This window comes from Rhodoferax sp. GW821-FHT07F03, assembly GCF_059418745.1.
In genome coordinates this window covers 211,152-226,687 of record NZ_JBWKQM010000009.1, presented here as the reverse complement: position 1 = coordinate 226,687, position 15,536 = coordinate 211,152, and the positions used below count along the sequence as shown (strand labels likewise).

Annotated in this window: 17 protein-coding genes; 13 read left to right on the top strand and 4 right to left on the bottom strand. The window is 64.5% G+C overall.

Translation table 11 applies throughout. The features are described from left to right. Positions 1-126: 126 nt before the first annotated feature. Positions 127-1,335 carry an MFS transporter gene (locus AC07R0_RS15695; RefSeq protein ID WP_495105542.1) on the bottom strand — a complete coding sequence of 403 codons (1,209 nt, stop codon included), beginning with the start codon at positions 1,333-1,335 and terminating at the stop codon, positions 127-129. Between the two features lie 240 nt (positions 1,336-1,575). Here AC07R0_RS15695 and AC07R0_RS15690 point away from each other — a divergent pair, with 240 nt between their 5' ends. After that, complete coding sequence (locus tag AC07R0_RS15690) at positions 1,576-2,499, top strand: LysR family transcriptional regulator (RefSeq protein ID WP_495105541.1); 924 nt, start codon at positions 1,576-1,578, stop codon at positions 2,497-2,499. Positions 2,500-2,640: 141 nt separating this feature from the next. After that, a complete protein-coding gene (locus tag AC07R0_RS15685) occupies positions 2,641-3,138 on the top strand; it encodes a hypothetical protein (protein WP_495105540.1) in 498 nt (165 codons plus the stop codon). 63 nt (positions 3,139-3,201) lie between these two features. On the opposite strand, the gene AC07R0_RS15680 is transcribed toward AC07R0_RS15685, so the two are convergent. Beyond that, a complete protein-coding gene (locus tag AC07R0_RS15680; protein ID WP_495105539.1) occupies positions 3,202-3,831 on the bottom strand; it encodes a TetR/AcrR family transcriptional regulator in 630 nt (209 codons plus the stop codon). 105 nt (positions 3,832-3,936) lie between these two features. Here AC07R0_RS15680 and AC07R0_RS15675 point away from each other — a divergent pair, with 105 nt between their 5' ends. From AC07R0_RS15675 to AC07R0_RS15655, 5 genes are all read left to right on the top strand, one after another. Beyond that, positions 3,937-4,971, top strand: coding sequence for an MBL fold metallo-hydrolase (locus tag AC07R0_RS15675; protein ID WP_495105538.1), 1,035 nt, complete (start codon positions 3,937-3,939; stop codon positions 4,969-4,971). Positions 4,972-5,146: 175 nt separating this feature from the next. Then, on the top strand, positions 5,147-6,529 hold the full coding sequence (locus AC07R0_RS15670) for a hypothetical protein (RefSeq protein WP_495105537.1): 1,383 nt from the start codon (positions 5,147-5,149) through the stop codon (positions 6,527-6,529). 134 nt (positions 6,530-6,663) lie between these two features. After that, positions 6,664-7,293: a helix-turn-helix transcriptional regulator gene (locus tag AC07R0_RS15665; RefSeq protein ID WP_495099758.1), complete on the top strand. Its 630-nt coding sequence runs from the start codon at positions 6,664-6,666 to the stop codon at positions 7,291-7,293. Between the two features lie 16 nt (positions 7,294-7,309). Beyond that, on the top strand, positions 7,310-8,299 hold the full coding sequence (locus tag AC07R0_RS15660) for an ornithine cyclodeaminase family protein (RefSeq protein ID WP_495105602.1): 990 nt from the start codon (positions 7,310-7,312) through the stop codon (positions 8,297-8,299). Positions 8,300-8,321: 22 nt separating this feature from the next. Further along, entirely contained in the window at positions 8,322-9,284 is a 963-nt protein-coding gene (locus AC07R0_RS15655; RefSeq protein WP_495105536.1) for a threo-3-hydroxy-L-aspartate ammonia-lyase, read from the top strand. Between the two features lie 18 nt (positions 9,285-9,302). Here the strand turns inward: AC07R0_RS15655 and AC07R0_RS15650 are convergent, their stop codons facing one another. Both AC07R0_RS15650 and AC07R0_RS15645 read right to left on the bottom strand, forming a co-directional pair. Further along, positions 9,303-9,740 (bottom strand): hypothetical protein, encoded by a 438-nt coding sequence (locus AC07R0_RS15650; RefSeq protein WP_495105535.1) that lies wholly within the window; start codon positions 9,738-9,740, stop codon positions 9,303-9,305. A gap of 18 nt (positions 9,741-9,758) precedes the next feature. Beyond that, entirely contained in the window at positions 9,759-10,163 is a 405-nt protein-coding gene (locus AC07R0_RS15645) for a hypothetical protein (RefSeq protein WP_495105534.1), read from the bottom strand. Between the two features lie 178 nt (positions 10,164-10,341). Between AC07R0_RS15645 and AC07R0_RS15640 the strand changes: the two genes are divergently transcribed. The 6 genes from AC07R0_RS15640 to AC07R0_RS15615 all read left to right on the top strand — a co-directional run bounded on the left by AC07R0_RS15640 (position 10,342) and on the right by AC07R0_RS15615 (position 15,516). Beyond that, on the top strand, positions 10,342-10,941 hold the full coding sequence (locus AC07R0_RS15640) for a TetR/AcrR family transcriptional regulator (RefSeq protein WP_495105533.1): 600 nt from the start codon (positions 10,342-10,344) through the stop codon (positions 10,939-10,941). Between the two features lie 83 nt (positions 10,942-11,024). Next, positions 11,025-11,399, top strand: coding sequence for a hypothetical protein (locus tag AC07R0_RS15635; RefSeq protein WP_495105532.1), 375 nt, complete (start codon positions 11,025-11,027; stop codon positions 11,397-11,399). A 92-nt stretch (positions 11,400-11,491) separates the two neighbouring features. Then, positions 11,492-12,499, top strand: a complete 1,008-nt coding sequence (locus tag AC07R0_RS15630) for an NADP-dependent oxidoreductase (protein WP_495105531.1) — start codon at positions 11,492-11,494, stop codon at positions 12,497-12,499. 24 nt (positions 12,500-12,523) lie between these two features. Then, complete coding sequence (locus tag AC07R0_RS15625) at positions 12,524-13,228, top strand: SDR family oxidoreductase (protein WP_495105530.1); 705 nt, start codon at positions 12,524-12,526, stop codon at positions 13,226-13,228. A 147-nt stretch (positions 13,229-13,375) separates the two neighbouring features. Next, entirely contained in the window at positions 13,376-14,344 is a 969-nt protein-coding gene (locus AC07R0_RS15620; RefSeq protein WP_495099751.1) for an alpha/beta fold hydrolase, read from the top strand. A 77-nt stretch (positions 14,345-14,421) separates the two neighbouring features. Beyond that, on the top strand, positions 14,422-15,516 hold the full coding sequence (locus AC07R0_RS15615) for an alkene reductase (RefSeq protein WP_495105529.1): 1,095 nt from the start codon (positions 14,422-14,424) through the stop codon (positions 15,514-15,516). The last annotated feature ends 20 nt before the right edge of the window (positions 15,517-15,536 follow it).

The window sequence follows — 15,536 nt, the reverse complement described above, 5'->3', positions numbered from 1 at the left end:
CCTGGTCAGATGCGGCCTGCTAATGACCGATCTATCAGTAGCACTGTAACATTTGCCAGATGATGGGCCCGAGAGACGGGCCATTTTGCTATTAAATAAAGAGCTGTCAGCGCAGAATATATCTGCTCAAACCGCCTTTTTCATGCCTGGCCACAGGCGGACCACCAACGCCGCGCTAGCCGCCATGGCCGCCAAACCGCACACACCCTGCCAGCCGTACTGGCCCAGGGCCAGGCTGCCCAGCCAGGCGCCGCTGGCCATGCCGATGAACATGCTGCTCATCAGCACCGCATTCAGGCGGCTGCGGGCGGCGGGCTCCAGGCTGTAGACGATGGTCTGGTGGGCAATCAGGCTAGCTTGCACGCCCAGGTCGAACACCACCGCCCCCACGGCAATCAGCCACAGCGGGCCATTGCCACCGATTTCGCCAACGGCCATGGCCAGGAAGGACGCCACCACCAGGGCCGCACCCAAACGCGTCACCACCTCGGGGCCCTTGCGATCGGCTACCCGGCCGGCCAAGGGTGCGGCCACGGCACCGGCGGCACCAGCCAAACCGAAAGCACCGGCGGCAGCGCTGCCCAGATGGAAGGGCGCGGCATGCAGCATCACCGCCAGCGTGGACCAGAAGGCGCTGAAGGCCACACTCAACAGGCCCTGGGCCAGAGCGGCCCGGCGCAGCGGTGTGTAACGCTTCAACAAGGTGAACAGGCTGGCCATCAGCGACAGGTAAGACATCTGCGTGGTCGCCTTGAAGCGCGGCAACCTGCGCCACACCGCCACGCCCAGCAGCGCAACGCTGGTGGCCGCCACCACGAACATGCCACGCCAGCCCGCATGCTCGGCCACAAAGCCGGACACCACGCGCGACAGCAAAATGCCCATCAGCAGCCCGGTCATCACCGTGCCCACGGTTTTGCCCCGGTGCGCCTCGGGTGCCAGCGTGGCGGCGGCGGGCACGATGTCCTGCGCCAGGGTGGCCGACAGGCCGATCACCAGGCTGGCGACCAGCAGCACCTGGATGTTGGGCGCGGCGGCGGCCAGCAGCAGGGCCAGGGTCAGTACCGCCGCCTTGCCCAAGATGATGCGGCGGCGGTCGAAGCGGTCGCCCAGCGGCGCCAGCAGCAGCAGGCCCAGGGCATAGCCCAGTTGGGTCAACGTGGGCACCAGGCCGATGGCACCGGGGCTGGCGTTGAACTCGCCGGCCAGCACGCCCAGCATGGGCTGGCTGTAGTACAGCGCGGCGGCGGCCAGGCCGGCACCGGCGGCCAACAGCAGCACCAGCGCGCCGGGCATGGCAGCCGGTTGGTTATGCGTTAAAACGGTAGAGGACATGGTGAAAACCCTTGTTTTTCGGATGCCGCAAGTGTCCAGGAATGCACCGTGCCTGGGAACGCCCGTGCTGGGCAGAATTGTTATACGCTTGGCGTATAGGCACTTCTGAAAATTCAGAATTTCAGGATGAAGTGCTAGGCGCCCGGATCGCAGCCACCGGAATGCACTTCCGTGCATGAGGATGGCGAGAACCGCGCAACGACGCAATTCGCCTGAAAAATGGATTTACAGAAGTGCCGTATGAAGACTGCTCCTGACCGCATTGAGCTCATGCAAACCTTTGTGCGCATCGTGGAGGCCGGCAGCCTGTCTGCCGCCGCCGCGCAAATGGGAGCCACCCAGCCCACGGTGAGCCGCCGGCTGCAGACGCTGGAGCGTTCACTGGGCATCAAGCTGCTGCAGCGCTCCACCCACGCCATGCAACTGACCGAAGACGGCGCACGCTGCTTTGACCGCGCCAAAGAACTGCTGGGCCGCTGGGAGGCCTTCGAGTCCGACCTGCGCGGCAGCCACGACCTGCCCGAGGGCACGCTGCGCGTGATGGCGCCGCATGCGTTTGGCCAACAGCAGCTGATCGCGCCGCTGGCCCAGTACCTGCGCCAGTACCCGCGCGTGGCGGTGGAGTGGCTGCTGCACGACGGCACACCCAACTTCATCTCCGACGGCATCGACTGCGCGATCCACGTCGGCACGGTGGAAGACCCGGCTGTGGTGGCGGTGAAGATGGCCGAGATCCCGCGCATCGTGGTGGCCGCACCCGCGCTGCTGGGCGATGGCCCACTGCCTCGCCACGCGTCCCAGCTGGCCGCCCTGCCCTGGCTGGCCCTGCGCACCTTCTACCGCAACGACATCACGCTGCAGCACAGCGGCGGCGAGCAGCTGCGCCTGCCACTGCAGCCGCGCATCAGTACAGATAGTTTGTTTGCCATGCGCAACGCGGCGCTGATGGGCCTGGGCGTCTGCGTGGCCTCGGCCTGGGCGGTGGCCGACGACGTACGCGCCGGCCGGCTGCTGCACCTGCTGCCCGAATGGCATGCCGCCCCGCTGCCCATGTACCTGCTATACCCGTATGCCCAGTTCTACCCGGCCAAGCTGCGCCGCTTTGCCGAGGTGCTGCGCGCCGATCTGCTGCAGGGGCTGGACCGGGTGGCTGAGGCGGCCTAGGATTTACCGCAAATGGGGGATGGAGCGGACCAGCCGGCCACCGAAGCCCACTAACCTCGGCCCCTTGTCCATCCAAAGGTCGTTCCATGCAGTTCACTGAATCCGTGCGCACCTGGTAGGCGATAAACGGACACCGAAATCATGTCGAAAATCGAAAAGCTGTGCAACGCATACGAGAAATTTGGCCAAGCAATCGCTACTATTCCAGATGACGAGTCGAAGGCGCTGTCTCGTATGTGCGTGGGTGTGCGAGAGTTCGTTTCAGGGTCGCGTGAGGGGACCCCGAAACCGACCCCGTCACAGGTCGCGGCAGGCCTAGAACAAGGATGGCGCGAAACGCCGCAGTCAATTCAACGTGTTGCGCAAGAATGGCAGGCCACGGTTGCCACAGCATGGCACGACGCAACATTGCTGGCCTATCCCGAGTTCTTAACCACCGAACAGCAGCGCCTGCAAAAGGTGCTTGAGCGCGGAAAAATTCGGACTGAGGCCGAGTTCTATCGCATACGCCACGAGGTAGATTTACTCGAAGGGCGTCCAGGCGCCCATGACGAGTTACAGCGCATGTATTCTTTGATTGACATTTACGAGAAGCGGCAACTCCCTCGCGACCGGCCGCTTCAGGCCAAAGCTGTGTGAATACGCCTGACGCGCGGGCTTTAGAGGGCCCTTGATTCCTTAATTCATCCGAGAAAACGCAGCCTACGCCCGGGCCGCGTAGAACCCCAAAAACATATCCACGCAATCCGCCAGCACGCGCTGCTGCTGCGCAGCCTCCAGCGGCGGTTGGCCCAAGGCCAGTTGCGGCCAGAAGGCGAAGGACTTGACCATGCCTTGCAGCTGGTCGGCCGCGTACTGCGGGTCTACGCCGGCGCGCAGCCGCTGGTCGAGCTGGGCGGCGCGTATCCAGGTGACCAGGCCTTCTTCCTTCTCGGCCAGGCGGGCCACCATGGCCTGGGCGCGCTGGGGCGACTGCATCATTTCCGCGATGGCGACGCGCGACAGGTCCAGAAAACTGCTGTCGTTGAGCAGCCGCATCTTCTGCTCCAGGCAGCCCATCAACTGCGTGCGCAGGGGCTGCTGCGGCTCATAGGCCACGGCCGACAGGCCCTGGGCACGCTGCCACAGCTGCGTAAGGATGGCGGCGAACAGCTCGTCCTTGCTGGGGAAATGGTTGTAGACCGTGCGCTTGGACACCTCGGCCACCGCAGCCACGCGGTCCATGCTGGTGCCGGCAAAGCCATGGGCGCGGAATTCGCTGATGGCGGCCTGCAGGATGGCCTCGCGCTTGCGGTGCGTGAGCAGGGTGGGTAAAGACGGTTCAGACAGCATGGCTAAATTTTACACCGCGTAGTGTACTTTTTTGCCAATTGCACTACACTGTACAGTGTACTTTTTACTTCACTCCCGTAAATTGCCCTTATCTGCTTGACCACCATGGCCTACACCCTCTGCTCCCCCGCCCTGCCTACCGCCACCTACACCGCATCGCCGCAATTCAGCGACGGTAAATTCCGCAACCCGGTGCCACGCCACGCCATCAGCACCTGGAAGACGCTAACCCTGCTGTGGCGCTTCATTGTGGACAAGCCGGCGCTGGCCTCCCCGGCCCAGCCGCTGCCGGTGCAAGCACTGACCCAGGCCGAGCTGCTGGCCGCGCCGGACAAAAGCCTGTGGCGCTTCGGGCACTCGACCATGCTGCTGAAAATGGACGGCAAGTTCTGGCTGACCGACCCGGTGTTTGCCGAGCGTGCGTCGCCGCTGCAGTTCATCGGCCCCAAGCGCTTCCACGCGCCGCCCATGGGCATTGCCGACCTGCCGCCGATCACCGGCGTGATCCTGTCGCACGACCACTACGACCACCTGGACCGCACGGCCATCCTGCAACTGGCGCCCAAGGTGGCGCACTTCATCACGCCGCTGGGTGTGGGCGACCGGCTGATCGCCTGGGGCGTGCCGGCAGCCAAGGTGCAGCAGCTCGACTGGTGGCAGGGCACGACGCTGGGCGGCATGCGCCTGGTGGCCACGCCGGCCCAGCATTACTCGGGCCGTAGCCTGTCGGACGGCAGCAGCACGCTGTGGGCATCGTGGGTGCTGATGACGGCCGATACCCGCGTGTTCTTCAGCGGCGACACCGGCTACTTTGACGGCTTCAAGAAGATCGGCGAGCGCTTTGGCCCGTTTGACCTGACCATGGTCGAAACCGGCGCCTACAACGAAGAATGGCCCGACGTGCACATGCAGCCCGAGGAAAGCCTGCAGGCCCACATCGACGTGCAAGGCCGGCACCTGATGCCCATCCACAACGGCACTTTCGACCTGGCGCTGCATGTCTGGACCGAGCCCTTCGAGCGCATCACAGCCCTGGCCGCCACCGCCCAGGTGCCCGTAGTCGCCCCGCGCATGGGCGAGCGGCTAGACCTGCAGGCACCCGCGCCGTCCACCCACTGGTGGCGTACAGCGGGCACGTGAATTAGCTCTAATTTTGATAGCTGCTTGCGCAGGTAAATCCTGCGCCAGAGGCCTGTTTCTTATACGTTCTCACACAAACTCACAGAGGTAAAGTCCTGGTGAACAGGGCGCAAAGCGGTCGGCGCGCCGGCGCTGCGGCACGTTGGAAGAGCAAGTCCACTTCTGACCACCACCGATGCAACGACCCCACCTGCTCCGCCCCACCGTACTCGCCCTGGCCACCCTCGCGGTGGCCGGCTGCGTGGTGCAAGCCCCGCCCCAACGGGTCTACGTCAGCCCCCCACCGCCGCCCGTGGCCTATGCGCCAGCCCCCGCTCCTGCCGCGCCGGTGGTCAGCGTCTATGTGGAGCCGCCCCTGTACCAGCCTGCGCCCGTGGTGATTGCCTCGGCACCGCCGCCGATGCTGGTCGAGCCGCCACCGCCCATGCCGTTTGCCGGCGCGGTCTGGATCGGCGGCTACTGGGCCTGGCAGGACCGCTGGGTCTGGGCCACCGGGCGCTGGGCACCGCCGCCGCAGCCCGAATACCACTGGGTCCACCCCTATTACGAGAACCGCGACGGCGTAGTGGTCTTCATTACCGGCCACTGGGCGCCGCCCGGCGCGGTGTTTGTACCGCCGCCGCCCACGCTGAGCCTGAATGTGGCCATCAACATCGGCGGGCCGCGGCCGCAGGGGCCGTCCGGCGTGTTCGTGCCCGCGCCCCCCGGCTCGCGCCTGGGCCTGATCATCCCGGCACCCATAGGCACGCCGCCGGCCGTGGTGGTGGGCGCACCGCCGGTGACGCATGTGGGCATGCACATCCAGAGCCAGGTGAACAGCAACAACACCACCAACACCGTCAACAACAACACGGTAAATAACGCGCAGCGCATCACCAATGTCACCAACATCACGAACGTAACCATCGTAGCCCCGCCCGGCGCTACCGCCAACGGCCAGGCCTTCGAATCCCACGTGCCGGCCCTGGCCCACCTGGCCGCTGCCCAGGCCCCCGTGGTCCGCATGCCGGCGCCGCCACCCGCCGCCAAACCCCCACCACCAGCCGCCGCGGCAGAACACCCGCCCGGCCAGCCGGCGCCGGCCCGTGCCGCCACCAACCTGCCGAACGTCGAAGCCACGCCGCCGCAACACTTCCTGCCCATGCCAGCCGCCCAGCCCCCGGCCAGCGCGGCACGACCCAATGAAGCCGAGCGGCGCCCCATGGAAATGCCCAGACCGGCAGAAGCCATGAAGCCCGTGGCACCGCCTCCTCCTCCGCCCCCGCAGGCCGAGGCCGCGCAGGAAAAGGCGCGCGCCCAGCAGCAGCAACAGCAACAGCAAGCAGAGCAGCGCCAGATGCAGATGGAGCAGCAACAAAAGCATCAGATGCAAATGCAGATGGAACAACAACACCAGATGCAGATGCAACAGCAGCAAATGCAGAAAGCGCAGCAGGAAAGAGCGGCCCAGGAAGCCGCCCGCCGCGCCGAGGGCCAAAAGCACGGCGTGGATGAAAAAGCCCGCGCCGCCAAGGAAAAAGAGAAGAAAAAGCTGGAAGAAGGCGAAGCCAGGCCGTGAGGCCCGCACCGCCCATTCGAACAAATGCTATGCATTAGATAGCTGCCAGCGCAGATAAAACCTGCGCTGGTAGCCCAAATGGCTTCGCAAACCAGCATCTTTGCAAATTGTCTAGTTCTGGATAAACTATCCAGATGACAAAATCCACGCCCGAGCAGCAGCACCTGCTGGCCCAGATGCAGCAGGTGGCCCAGGGCCTGGCCGCCACCTTTGCGCCGTTTTGCGAGGTGGTGCTGCACGACCTGCGCACGCCCAGCCACTCCATCCTGGCGATCCACAACAACCTGTCCGGCCGCCAGGTCGGCGACCCGACCACCGAACTCGGGCTGGCCCGCATTGCCGACCCCGGCTACCCGCAAGTCATCAGCAACTACGCCAACCAGTTTGCCGATGGCCGCCAGGCCAAGAGCACCTCCATCGGCATCAAGGACAGCAGCGGCCAATACATCGCCGCGCTGTGCATGAATGTGGACCTGACGCAGATCCGCAGCGTGCAGCATGTGCTGGGCCAGTTCGGCAGCGTGGACGCCACCAAGGCGCCCAAGGAGTCGCTGGACCCGGCCGGCGCCGACGCCATCCGCAGCCGTATCGACGCGTTCGCCGCCCGCCTGTCCACCACGCCGCGCGCGCTGAAAGCCGAAGAGCGCCGCTCGCTGCTGCGCGAGCTGAAAGACGCCGGCTACATGGACATCCGCCGCGCCATGGAAACCGTGGCACTGCACCTGGGCGTGTCGCGTGCCACCGTGTACAGCTATGCCAAATAAGCCCGCCATAGCCACCATGGCCGCCACCATATCCGCCACCAAAAACACCGATTTGCTGCTGCTGGACAGCCACCAGGTCGAGGCCCTGCTGGAGCTGGCGCCGGTGCTGGACGCGGTGCACCAAGCCTTTGCGCTGCACAGCCGACGCGAGGGCCGCGTGTTCCCCCTGGTGCGCGAGCGCCTGCACACCGGCGGCGTGTTCGGCATCAAGTCCGGCGACATTGCCACGCAGAACGTGCTGGGCTTCAAGGCAGCCGGCTTCTGGCCCGGCAACCGCGCGCTGGCCAGCGAGCAGCACCAGGCCACCATCCTGCTGATAGACCCGGCCACCGGCCGGCCGCTGTGCCTGGTAGACGGCAACGCCGTAACCACCCTGCGCACCGGTGCCGCCGGTGGCATGGGTCTGCAGCTGCTGGCCCGGCCCGACAGCGAGAACCTGTGCCTGTTCGGCACCGGCGTACAGGGCCGCATCCAGCTGGACTACGCGCTACTGCTCCTGCCCCAGCTGCAGCAGGTGCGCTACGCCACCTCGAACGGCGAGCCGAATGCCGCCTTCGAAGCCCGCTACCGCACGCGCTGCGACCTGGTTCACGCGCGCGACGTGAATGCGGCCGTCGCCGCCAGCGACGTGGTCATCACCGCCACCACCGGCGGCGGCGCATTGTTCGACCTGGCAGCGGTACAGCCCGGCACCCACTTCAGTTGCATAGGCAGCGACACCCGTGGCAAGCGCGAGCTGCCAGATGGGCTACTGCCGCGCGCACGTCTGTTTGTGGACGACCAGGCCCAGGCCAGCACCCTGGGCGAACTGCAGTGGGCGCCCTCCACGCCCTGCACCGAGATTGGCGACCTGTTGACCGGCCAGGCGCAATTCACGCGCCAGCCCGGCGACATCACCGTCTTCGATTCCACCGGCATCGCCCTGCAGGACCTGACCGTAGCCCAGATGCTGCAGCAGCGCGCCACGGCCACGCAGGCCGGCACGCGCATCCACTGGCCCTGGTAAGCCTTCACCTGCCTCACAGACCATGCAAAACCTCCCTACCTTTGTCGATGTCTCCGCCGCCGCCCAGCGCCTGGCCGGCCATGCCCACCGCACACCCGTGCTGCGCTCGCGCACGGCCGATGCCGAGCTGGGCGCACAGCTGTTTTTCAAATGCGAGAACCTGCAGCGCATGGGCGCCTTCAAGTTCCGTGGCGCCTTCAATGCGCTGTCGAAGTTCAACGCGCAACAGCGCCACGCCGGCGTGGTGGCGTTCTCGTCCGGCAACCACGCACAGGCGATTGCCTTGTCCGCCCAGCTGCTGGGCATGCCGGCCACCATCGTGATGCCGCAGGACGCACCCGCCGCCAAGGTCGCCGCCACCAAGGGCTACGGCGGCAAGGTGGTGCTGTATGACCGCTACACCGAAGACCGCGAACAGATCGGCCGCCAGCTTGCCGAGCAGCACGGCCTGACCCTGATACCGCCCTACGACCACCCAGACGTGATTGCCGGCCAAGGCACGGCGGCGCTGGAGTTGTTCGAAGAGACCGGCCCGCTGGACGCGCTATTTGTCTGCCTGGGCGGCGGCGGCCTGCTGTCGGGCTCGGCCCTGACGGCGCGTGCACTGGCGCCGCAATGCAAGGTCTATGGCGTGGAGCCCGAAGCCGGCAACGACGGCCAGCAGTCGTTTCGCAGTGGCAGCATCGTGCACATAGACACGCCTAAAACCATTGCCGACGGCGCACAGACGCAGCACCTGGGCAACTACACCTTCCCGCTGATCCGCCGCGATGTGGACGACATCCACACCGTCAGCGATGCCGAGCTGGTGGCCGGCATGCGCTTCTTCGCCGAGCGCATGAAGCTGGTGGTCGAACCCACCGGCTGCCTGGGCTTTGCCGCCGCACGCAAACTGAAGGCCCAGCTGCAGGGCCAGCGCGTGGGCATCATCATCAGCGGCGGCAACGTGGACCTGGACCGCTTCGCCGCGCTGCTGGCGGGATAAGACCAAACTGCATGGCGCTTAATCGCACCAGGCGTCTTCCACCACAGCCCGCACCAGGCCTTGGCCGTCACGGTGCAGCAGGTAGCCGCTGCGGATTACCGGCCCTTGGACGCGCGTGAGGCCAGCGTCAGGGGAATACACCAGCCGCTCCTGCACCCGTGCCCAGGTGCCTTCGGTATTGCGGCGCAAAGACTGCACGGTGAGTTGCCGAAAAAACGGTGGCAATGACCCGTCGGCACGCTGCTGCAACACCTGCTCCAACGTGGGCACCTCGGGCAAATGTTGGGCGGCGATGAAGACCTGCAGTGCCTGTCGGGCGGGCGCCGGTATGGACGCTGTGGCGGCCGCGGACCTGGGTACCACGGCGATGCGCGCATCTGCAGGCTGCGCCAAACCGGAGCGGCCCATGGGCAACAGAGCCTGCACCCGGCCCAGCGCCTGCGGCTTCAGCCACACAGCTTGGCCGTTGGCCAGTTACGCTTGGGCCAACCCCGCCACCTGGGTGCTCCAGGCCAGGGGCAAGAACGCATATTCCCCAGTGCAGTCGCCGCGCAAATAGGCCAGGGCCTGGCAACCTTGCCGCGCCAGCTGGGCACCCTGGGCGGTGTAGAGCTGCACCGGCTGCTGGCCAGCCTCGGAGCTGCCCCAGACCAGCGCTTCGGCGCACTGGCCCAGCAGCTCGCGCTCGGGCCAGCAGGCGGAGTCGGCCTGCACCGGGCCGTGCAGCAGTGCCGCCAACAGCCCCCACGCCAAAGCCATGCCGCGGTTCCTGTCGTGACCGAACTCGCAGGCATGGCTGGCCACAGGCACCAGGTTGTGCCGGCAAGCAAACCTGGCGAAGGATAGGGAGCGGATGGAAACGGCAAGAAGGCGCGGCATGGGCAACTCCGTTGTGCAAAGCAATGAATAGCGTATGTCGATTCTGCTGCAGGCCATATGCCGGGAAAATAGCCCGTGGCGCAATATCCGCGCCCGGCCTCCCACCGATCCGTCGGTCTTTCGCCATACGAACGATCGGATTTGCCAAATACATCACCACGTGTTTTTTAAATCTTGTATGATTAACGTCATGCGAAATTCGAAACACAACGTTAGGTCAGCGGCCAAGGAAGCCTCTCACGAGCGCATCGTGTCGGCCGCCGCGCGGGCCATTCGCCGTAGCGGCTATGACGGGACAGGTGTCGCCGACATCATGAAGGAGGCCGGCCTGACCCATGGCGCCTTCTACGCCCATTTCCCCTCGCGCGAAGCCATGCTGGCCGAAGCCGCAGATCGGGCCTGTGCGGAATCCGCCGCTATAGCAAGCAACGTCGTCTCCAATGTGCCGCCCGAGCAGGCCTTGGCGTCCATGCTGCACGCCTATCTGTCCCCAGAGCACCTACAGCAAATCGAGCTGGGCTGCCCGCTGGCCGCACTGGGCTCGGAGACGCCACGCCAGGCCCCCGAAGTCCGCCGGGTGACTACCCGGCACGTCAAGGCCATGGTCGATCTGGCCGCCCGCCAGTCGCCCGACTGGGGACAGCCCGCTGCGCACGAGCGTGCGCTGGTGACCATCGCCACCATGGTTGGCACCCTGCTGTTGGCCCGTGCGGTGGACGAACCCGCGCTGTCCGACAACCTGTGCGCGGCCGCATTGAAACACCTGCTCCCTGCCTGAAGCCGCTGGAACACGCTGGCTTTTCGCACGCCTAAAAATATGACGATCATCATACGTAAATCACGAGCTGAAGGATACACAGCATGAAAACCAGTTTTCGCGGCGTAGCGATGGTGTCCGCAGCCATATTCCTCACCCTGGCACTGACCTGGATACTCGCGCCGGACGTGCTGCCATCTAGCTGGGGCGTTGATCTTGCCAACCAGGCAAATCTGGTGGGACGCAGGTCGGCGGCTCTGTATGCGGGCTTGGGTGTCATGTTCTTGCTGGCACGTAATGCCGCGCCGTCGCCAGCCCGCACGGCCATGCTGAGGGGTGCATTCGTCACCTGCCTGCTGCTTGCAGCGCTGGGCACCGCGGAGCTTGTCAACAACCATGCGCGGCCCGACATCCTGGCGGCGATCGCCATCGACACCGTACTCGCTGTAGCGCTTCTACATGCCGCCCGTACCAGGTAATTCACCACCCATCACCGAACAAAGAACACACCTTGCAGCGCAGGCTGACAGGACCGTTTACCCCGCTGGATTCACCAGCAACAAGGAAAACCATGAAAGCATTCATTCTTGAGAGATACGGCAAACAGCGCACATTGCGGGCCGCAGACATGCCCGAGCCAACGCTGCGCGACGACGAGGTCCTGGTGCAGGTACATGCCGCCGGCGTGAATCTGATCGACTCGAAGATCCGCGACGGTGAGTTCAAGCTCATCCTGCCCTATAAGCTGCCCCTGATCCTGGGCCACGATGTGGCCGGGGTGGTTGTCAAGGTCGGCCCGCGCGTGCGACAGTTCAAGCCGGGCGACGAGGTCTATGCGCGGCCGGATGATTTCCGGATCGGCACATTCGCCGAGTTTGTCCCGGTCAAGGAAGCGTCTCTGGCGCTCAAACCCAAGAACCTCACCATGGAGGAAGCCGCCTCTATTCCCCTGGTGGCATTGACGGTATGGCAGGCTCTGGTCGAAAAGGCCCAGCTGAAGAAGGGGCAGAAGGTCTTCATCCAGGCCGGCTCCGGCGGGGTCGGCACGTTCGCCATCCAGTTGGCGAAGCATCTGGGCGCCACCGTCGCCACGACAACCAGCGCGGGCAATGTCGCACTGGTGAAGAGCCTCGGCGCAGACGTGGTCGTGGACTACAAGACACAGGATTTCGAAGATGTCTTGAAAGACTACGACGTGGTGCTGAACAGCCAGGACGGCAAGACGCTGGAAAAGTCCCTGCGCGTGCTCAAGGCCGGCGGCAAACTCATCTCCATCTCCGGGCCACCGGACCCGGCATTCGGCCAAGAGATCAGCGCCCCCGGGTTCGTGCGGCTGGTCATGCGCATGCTGAGCGCGGGCATACGCCGCAGGGCCAAGAGCCGGGGCGTGGACTACTCGTTCCTCTTCATGAAGGCGAACGGCAGCCAGCTGCGGCAGATTAGCCAGCTCATCGATGCGGGCGTCATCCGCCCCGTGGTCGACAAGGTGTTCCCGTTCGCACAAACCAACGAGGCCCTGGCCTACGTCGCAGCAGGCCGCGCCAAAGGCAAGGTCGTCGTCAAGGTCAAGTCTGTCTGATTTCCCTCATTTTTGGAGCTTGCTATGAAGATCGAGAATTCTGTTGTCCTCGTTACAGGTGCCAATCGCGGCATCGGCCTGGCATTTGCACGTGAACTGCTGGCCCGAGGCGCCCGCAAGGTCTATGCGGCCGCGCGTGACCCCTCCACCGTGACCCAGCCCGGTGTTCAAGCCCTGCGGCTCGACGTCAATAATTTGAAAGATGTGGCCGCCGCCGCAGCGCTGGCATCGGACGTCACGCTGGTGATCAACAACGCAGGTATTGCCCAGCCCGGAGGTTTTCTTGACGCCGATAGCGAAGATGTCGCACGGCGCATCTTCGAGACCAACTTCTTCGCCGTCTTGCGCATGAGCAAGGCCTTCGCGCCTATCCTCAAGGCCAATGGCGGCGGTGCCTTGCTCAACGTCTTGTCCGTTGCCTCCTGGGTCAACGGTGGCGACTTGGCTGCCTACTCGGCCAGCAAGTCTGCAGCCTGGTCACTCACCAATGCACTGCGCAACGAACTGGCGGTGCAGAAGACCCAGGTGCTGGGCCTGCACATGGCCTACGTTGATACCGACCTCACGCGCGGGTTCGATGTGCCGAAATCCAGCCCGGAGGCAATCGTTCAGCGCGCGCTGGACGGACTCGAATCGGGCCTCGACGAGGTACTGGCCGACGAACTCACCCAGCAGGTCAAGCAGGGGATGACGGCAGCCAGGCCCAGCTACCTGCCACAGAGCGCGTGAGATCGATTCAATCCCTCCGTCAACGATCCATTCCCGAATGACCCTTACCGCCCCCCAAGGGGCGCAGACCTCGTGCTCAAAACGACATGGCGTGGCTGCCAACACAGCCGCCCCTGTCAAGCAGACTTCAACCTGGAACATCCGCCAATGCGCAATCCATTAAAAGCAATCGCCCTGACCGTCGCATTGATCGTACCGCTCGCCTCACAGGCGGCGACAGCGGGTGACAGCCAGCCTGACCCAGCCCAGACCCGCCAAACGGCAGCGTCGCAAGCGGCGGGAATCACCTGGGCCCAGGTGCCAACGAAAACGCTCTCCGCTGGAGGCGTGGACTTCGCCTACCGCGAACTCGGACAGCACAATGGCGGGACGCCGGTGGTGCTTCTGAACCACCTGGCCGCGGTACTGGACAACTGGGACCCACGGGTCGTGGATGGCCTGGCTGCAAAACACCACGTGGTCGTGTTCGACAACCGTGGCGTCGGCGCGTCCACCGGCTCGCCCGCAAATTCGATGGAGCAAATGGCGGACGATGCCATCACCTTCATCAAAGGGATGGGCTTCACACAAGTGGACCTCTTTGGCTTTTCCATGGGTGGAATGATTTCCCAGGAAATTGTGCTTAAGGATCCACAACTCGTTCGCAAGATGATTCTGGCCGGGACGGGGCCCGCCGGTGGTGAAGGTATCAGCACGGTCGCTGGCGTCGCAAACTACGACCTGCTCCGCGCAACGTTCACGGGCCAAGACCCGAAGCAGTACTTGTTCTTCACCCGCACACCCCATGGCATTGAGGCTGGCAAGGCGTTCCTCGAGCGCTTGAAGGAGCGTTCACAGGGGCGTGACAAAGAGATCGCCGTCGGTGCTTATGTAGCGCAGTTGCAGGCATTGAGCGCATGGGGCCAAAAGAAGCCCGTGGACCTCTCCGTGATCAAGCAACCGGTTCTCGTCGTCAACGGTGACGAGGACCGGATGGTCCCGACACCCAATTCGCACGACCTGGCGCGGCGCCTGCCGAACAGCACCCTCGTCATCTATCCCGATGCCGGTCATGGCGGAGTGTTTCAACACAACGCCGACTTTGTACCCAAGGCGCTCGACTTCCTCGTGCGCTAGCGAACTGGGCCTGGCTTGTCGCGGCCAAGCCCAACCATTCACCCCCGCTTCACTGCTTCCAAGATCAAAGGACCACCATGCTTTTCGAACCTCTCATTGCTGCTTCGCTTCAACTCGCCAACCGCACCGTCATGGCTCCCATGACGCGCAACCGCGCCGTCGATGCCAATACACCGAATGCCTTGATGGCAGAGTACTACGGTCAGCGTGCCACGGCTGGCCTGATCATCACCGAGGGCACCTCGCCCTCTCCCAACGGACTGGGCTACGCACGCATACCTGGGCTCTTCAATGATGCCCAGGTGCGCGGATGGAAAGCAATCACCGATACGGTCCATGCCAAGGGTGGCAAGATCTTCGTACAACTCATGCATACCGGCCGCGTGAGCCAGACTGCCAATCTGCCAGCGGGCGCGGGTGTACTCGGGTCGACGGCAGACGTGTGCCCTGGCGAGATATACACAGACGCGCAGGGCATGCTGCCACACAGCATGCCCCGGGCGATGACCGAAGCCGACATTGCCCACACCGTGGAGGAGTACGCCCAGTCTGCCCGACTCGCTATCGAAGCGGGATTCGACGGGATCGAACTGCATGCAGCAAATGGCTATCTGATCGAGCAGTTCCTGAACGCGAATGTGAACCAGCGCAGCGACGCCTATGGCGGCAGCATCGCCCACCGCAATCGCTTTGCACTGGAAGTAGCCCGCGCCACGGTGGCCGCCATCGGTGCCGACCGCGTCGGCATCCGGTTATCGCCCTACGGCGTGTTCAACAACATGGGTGCCTACCCTGAGTTGGAAACCCAGTACCTGGAACTGACCCAGGAACTCTCGAAGTTGGGCCTGCTGTACCTCCATGTGCTAGACCACTCGGCGCTCGGTGCACCGCCGGTGCCGGCTGAGTTGAAATCGCGTCTTCGTGCTGCGTTTCGGGGCTTGTTCATCCTAGCCGGTGGTTTCGATCTTGCCGGAGCGGAGGCGGCACTCCAGGCAGGCCAGGCAGATCTCATCGCCTTCGCCCGCCCGTTCATCGCCAACCCCGATCTGGTGCAACGTATGCAGGCCAATGCAGCGCTGAACGCCGTAGACATGGAGACGTTCTACACGCCAGGCCCCAAGGGCTATACCGATTACCCAAGCCTTGCCAACGAAGGTACCCGCAAGGACTGACGAGGCCGCCTGCACCTCCA

Bases quoted from the DNA above. Each gene is read 5' to 3' on its own strand.
- AC07R0_RS15695 (WP_495105542.1), bottom strand. From the start codon at position 1,335: ATGTCCTCTACCGTTTTAACGCATAACCAACCGGCTGCCATGCCCGGC.
- AC07R0_RS15690 (WP_495105541.1), top strand. From the start codon at position 1,576: ATGAAGACTGCTCCTGACCGCATTGAGCTCATGCAAACCTTTGTGCGC.
- AC07R0_RS15685 (WP_495105540.1), top strand. From the start codon at position 2,641: ATGTCGAAAATCGAAAAGCTGTGCAACGCATACGAGAAATTTGGCCAA.
- AC07R0_RS15680 (WP_495105539.1), bottom strand. From the start codon at position 3,831: ATGCTGTCTGAACCGTCTTTACCCACCCTGCTCACGCACCGCAAGCGC.
- AC07R0_RS15675 (WP_495105538.1), top strand. From the start codon at position 3,937: ATGGCCTACACCCTCTGCTCCCCCGCCCTGCCTACCGCCACCTACACC.
- AC07R0_RS15670 (WP_495105537.1), top strand. From the start codon at position 5,147: ATGCAACGACCCCACCTGCTCCGCCCCACCGTACTCGCCCTGGCCACC.
- AC07R0_RS15665 (WP_495099758.1), top strand. From the start codon at position 6,664: ATGACAAAATCCACGCCCGAGCAGCAGCACCTGCTGGCCCAGATGCAG.
- AC07R0_RS15660 (WP_495105602.1), top strand. From the start codon at position 7,310: ATGGCCGCCACCATATCCGCCACCAAAAACACCGATTTGCTGCTGCTG.
- AC07R0_RS15655 (WP_495105536.1), top strand. From the start codon at position 8,322: ATGCAAAACCTCCCTACCTTTGTCGATGTCTCCGCCGCCGCCCAGCGC.
- AC07R0_RS15645 (WP_495105534.1), bottom strand. From the start codon at position 10,163: ATGCCGCGCCTTCTTGCCGTTTCCATCCGCTCCCTATCCTTCGCCAGG.
- AC07R0_RS15640 (WP_495105533.1), top strand. From the start codon at position 10,342: ATGATTAACGTCATGCGAAATTCGAAACACAACGTTAGGTCAGCGGCC.
- AC07R0_RS15635 (WP_495105532.1), top strand. From the start codon at position 11,025: ATGAAAACCAGTTTTCGCGGCGTAGCGATGGTGTCCGCAGCCATATTC.
- AC07R0_RS15630 (WP_495105531.1), top strand. From the start codon at position 11,492: ATGAAAGCATTCATTCTTGAGAGATACGGCAAACAGCGCACATTGCGG.
- AC07R0_RS15625 (WP_495105530.1), top strand. From the start codon at position 12,524: ATGAAGATCGAGAATTCTGTTGTCCTCGTTACAGGTGCCAATCGCGGC.
- AC07R0_RS15620 (WP_495099751.1), top strand. From the start codon at position 13,376: ATGCGCAATCCATTAAAAGCAATCGCCCTGACCGTCGCATTGATCGTA.
- AC07R0_RS15615 (WP_495105529.1), top strand. From the start codon at position 14,422: ATGCTTTTCGAACCTCTCATTGCTGCTTCGCTTCAACTCGCCAACCGC.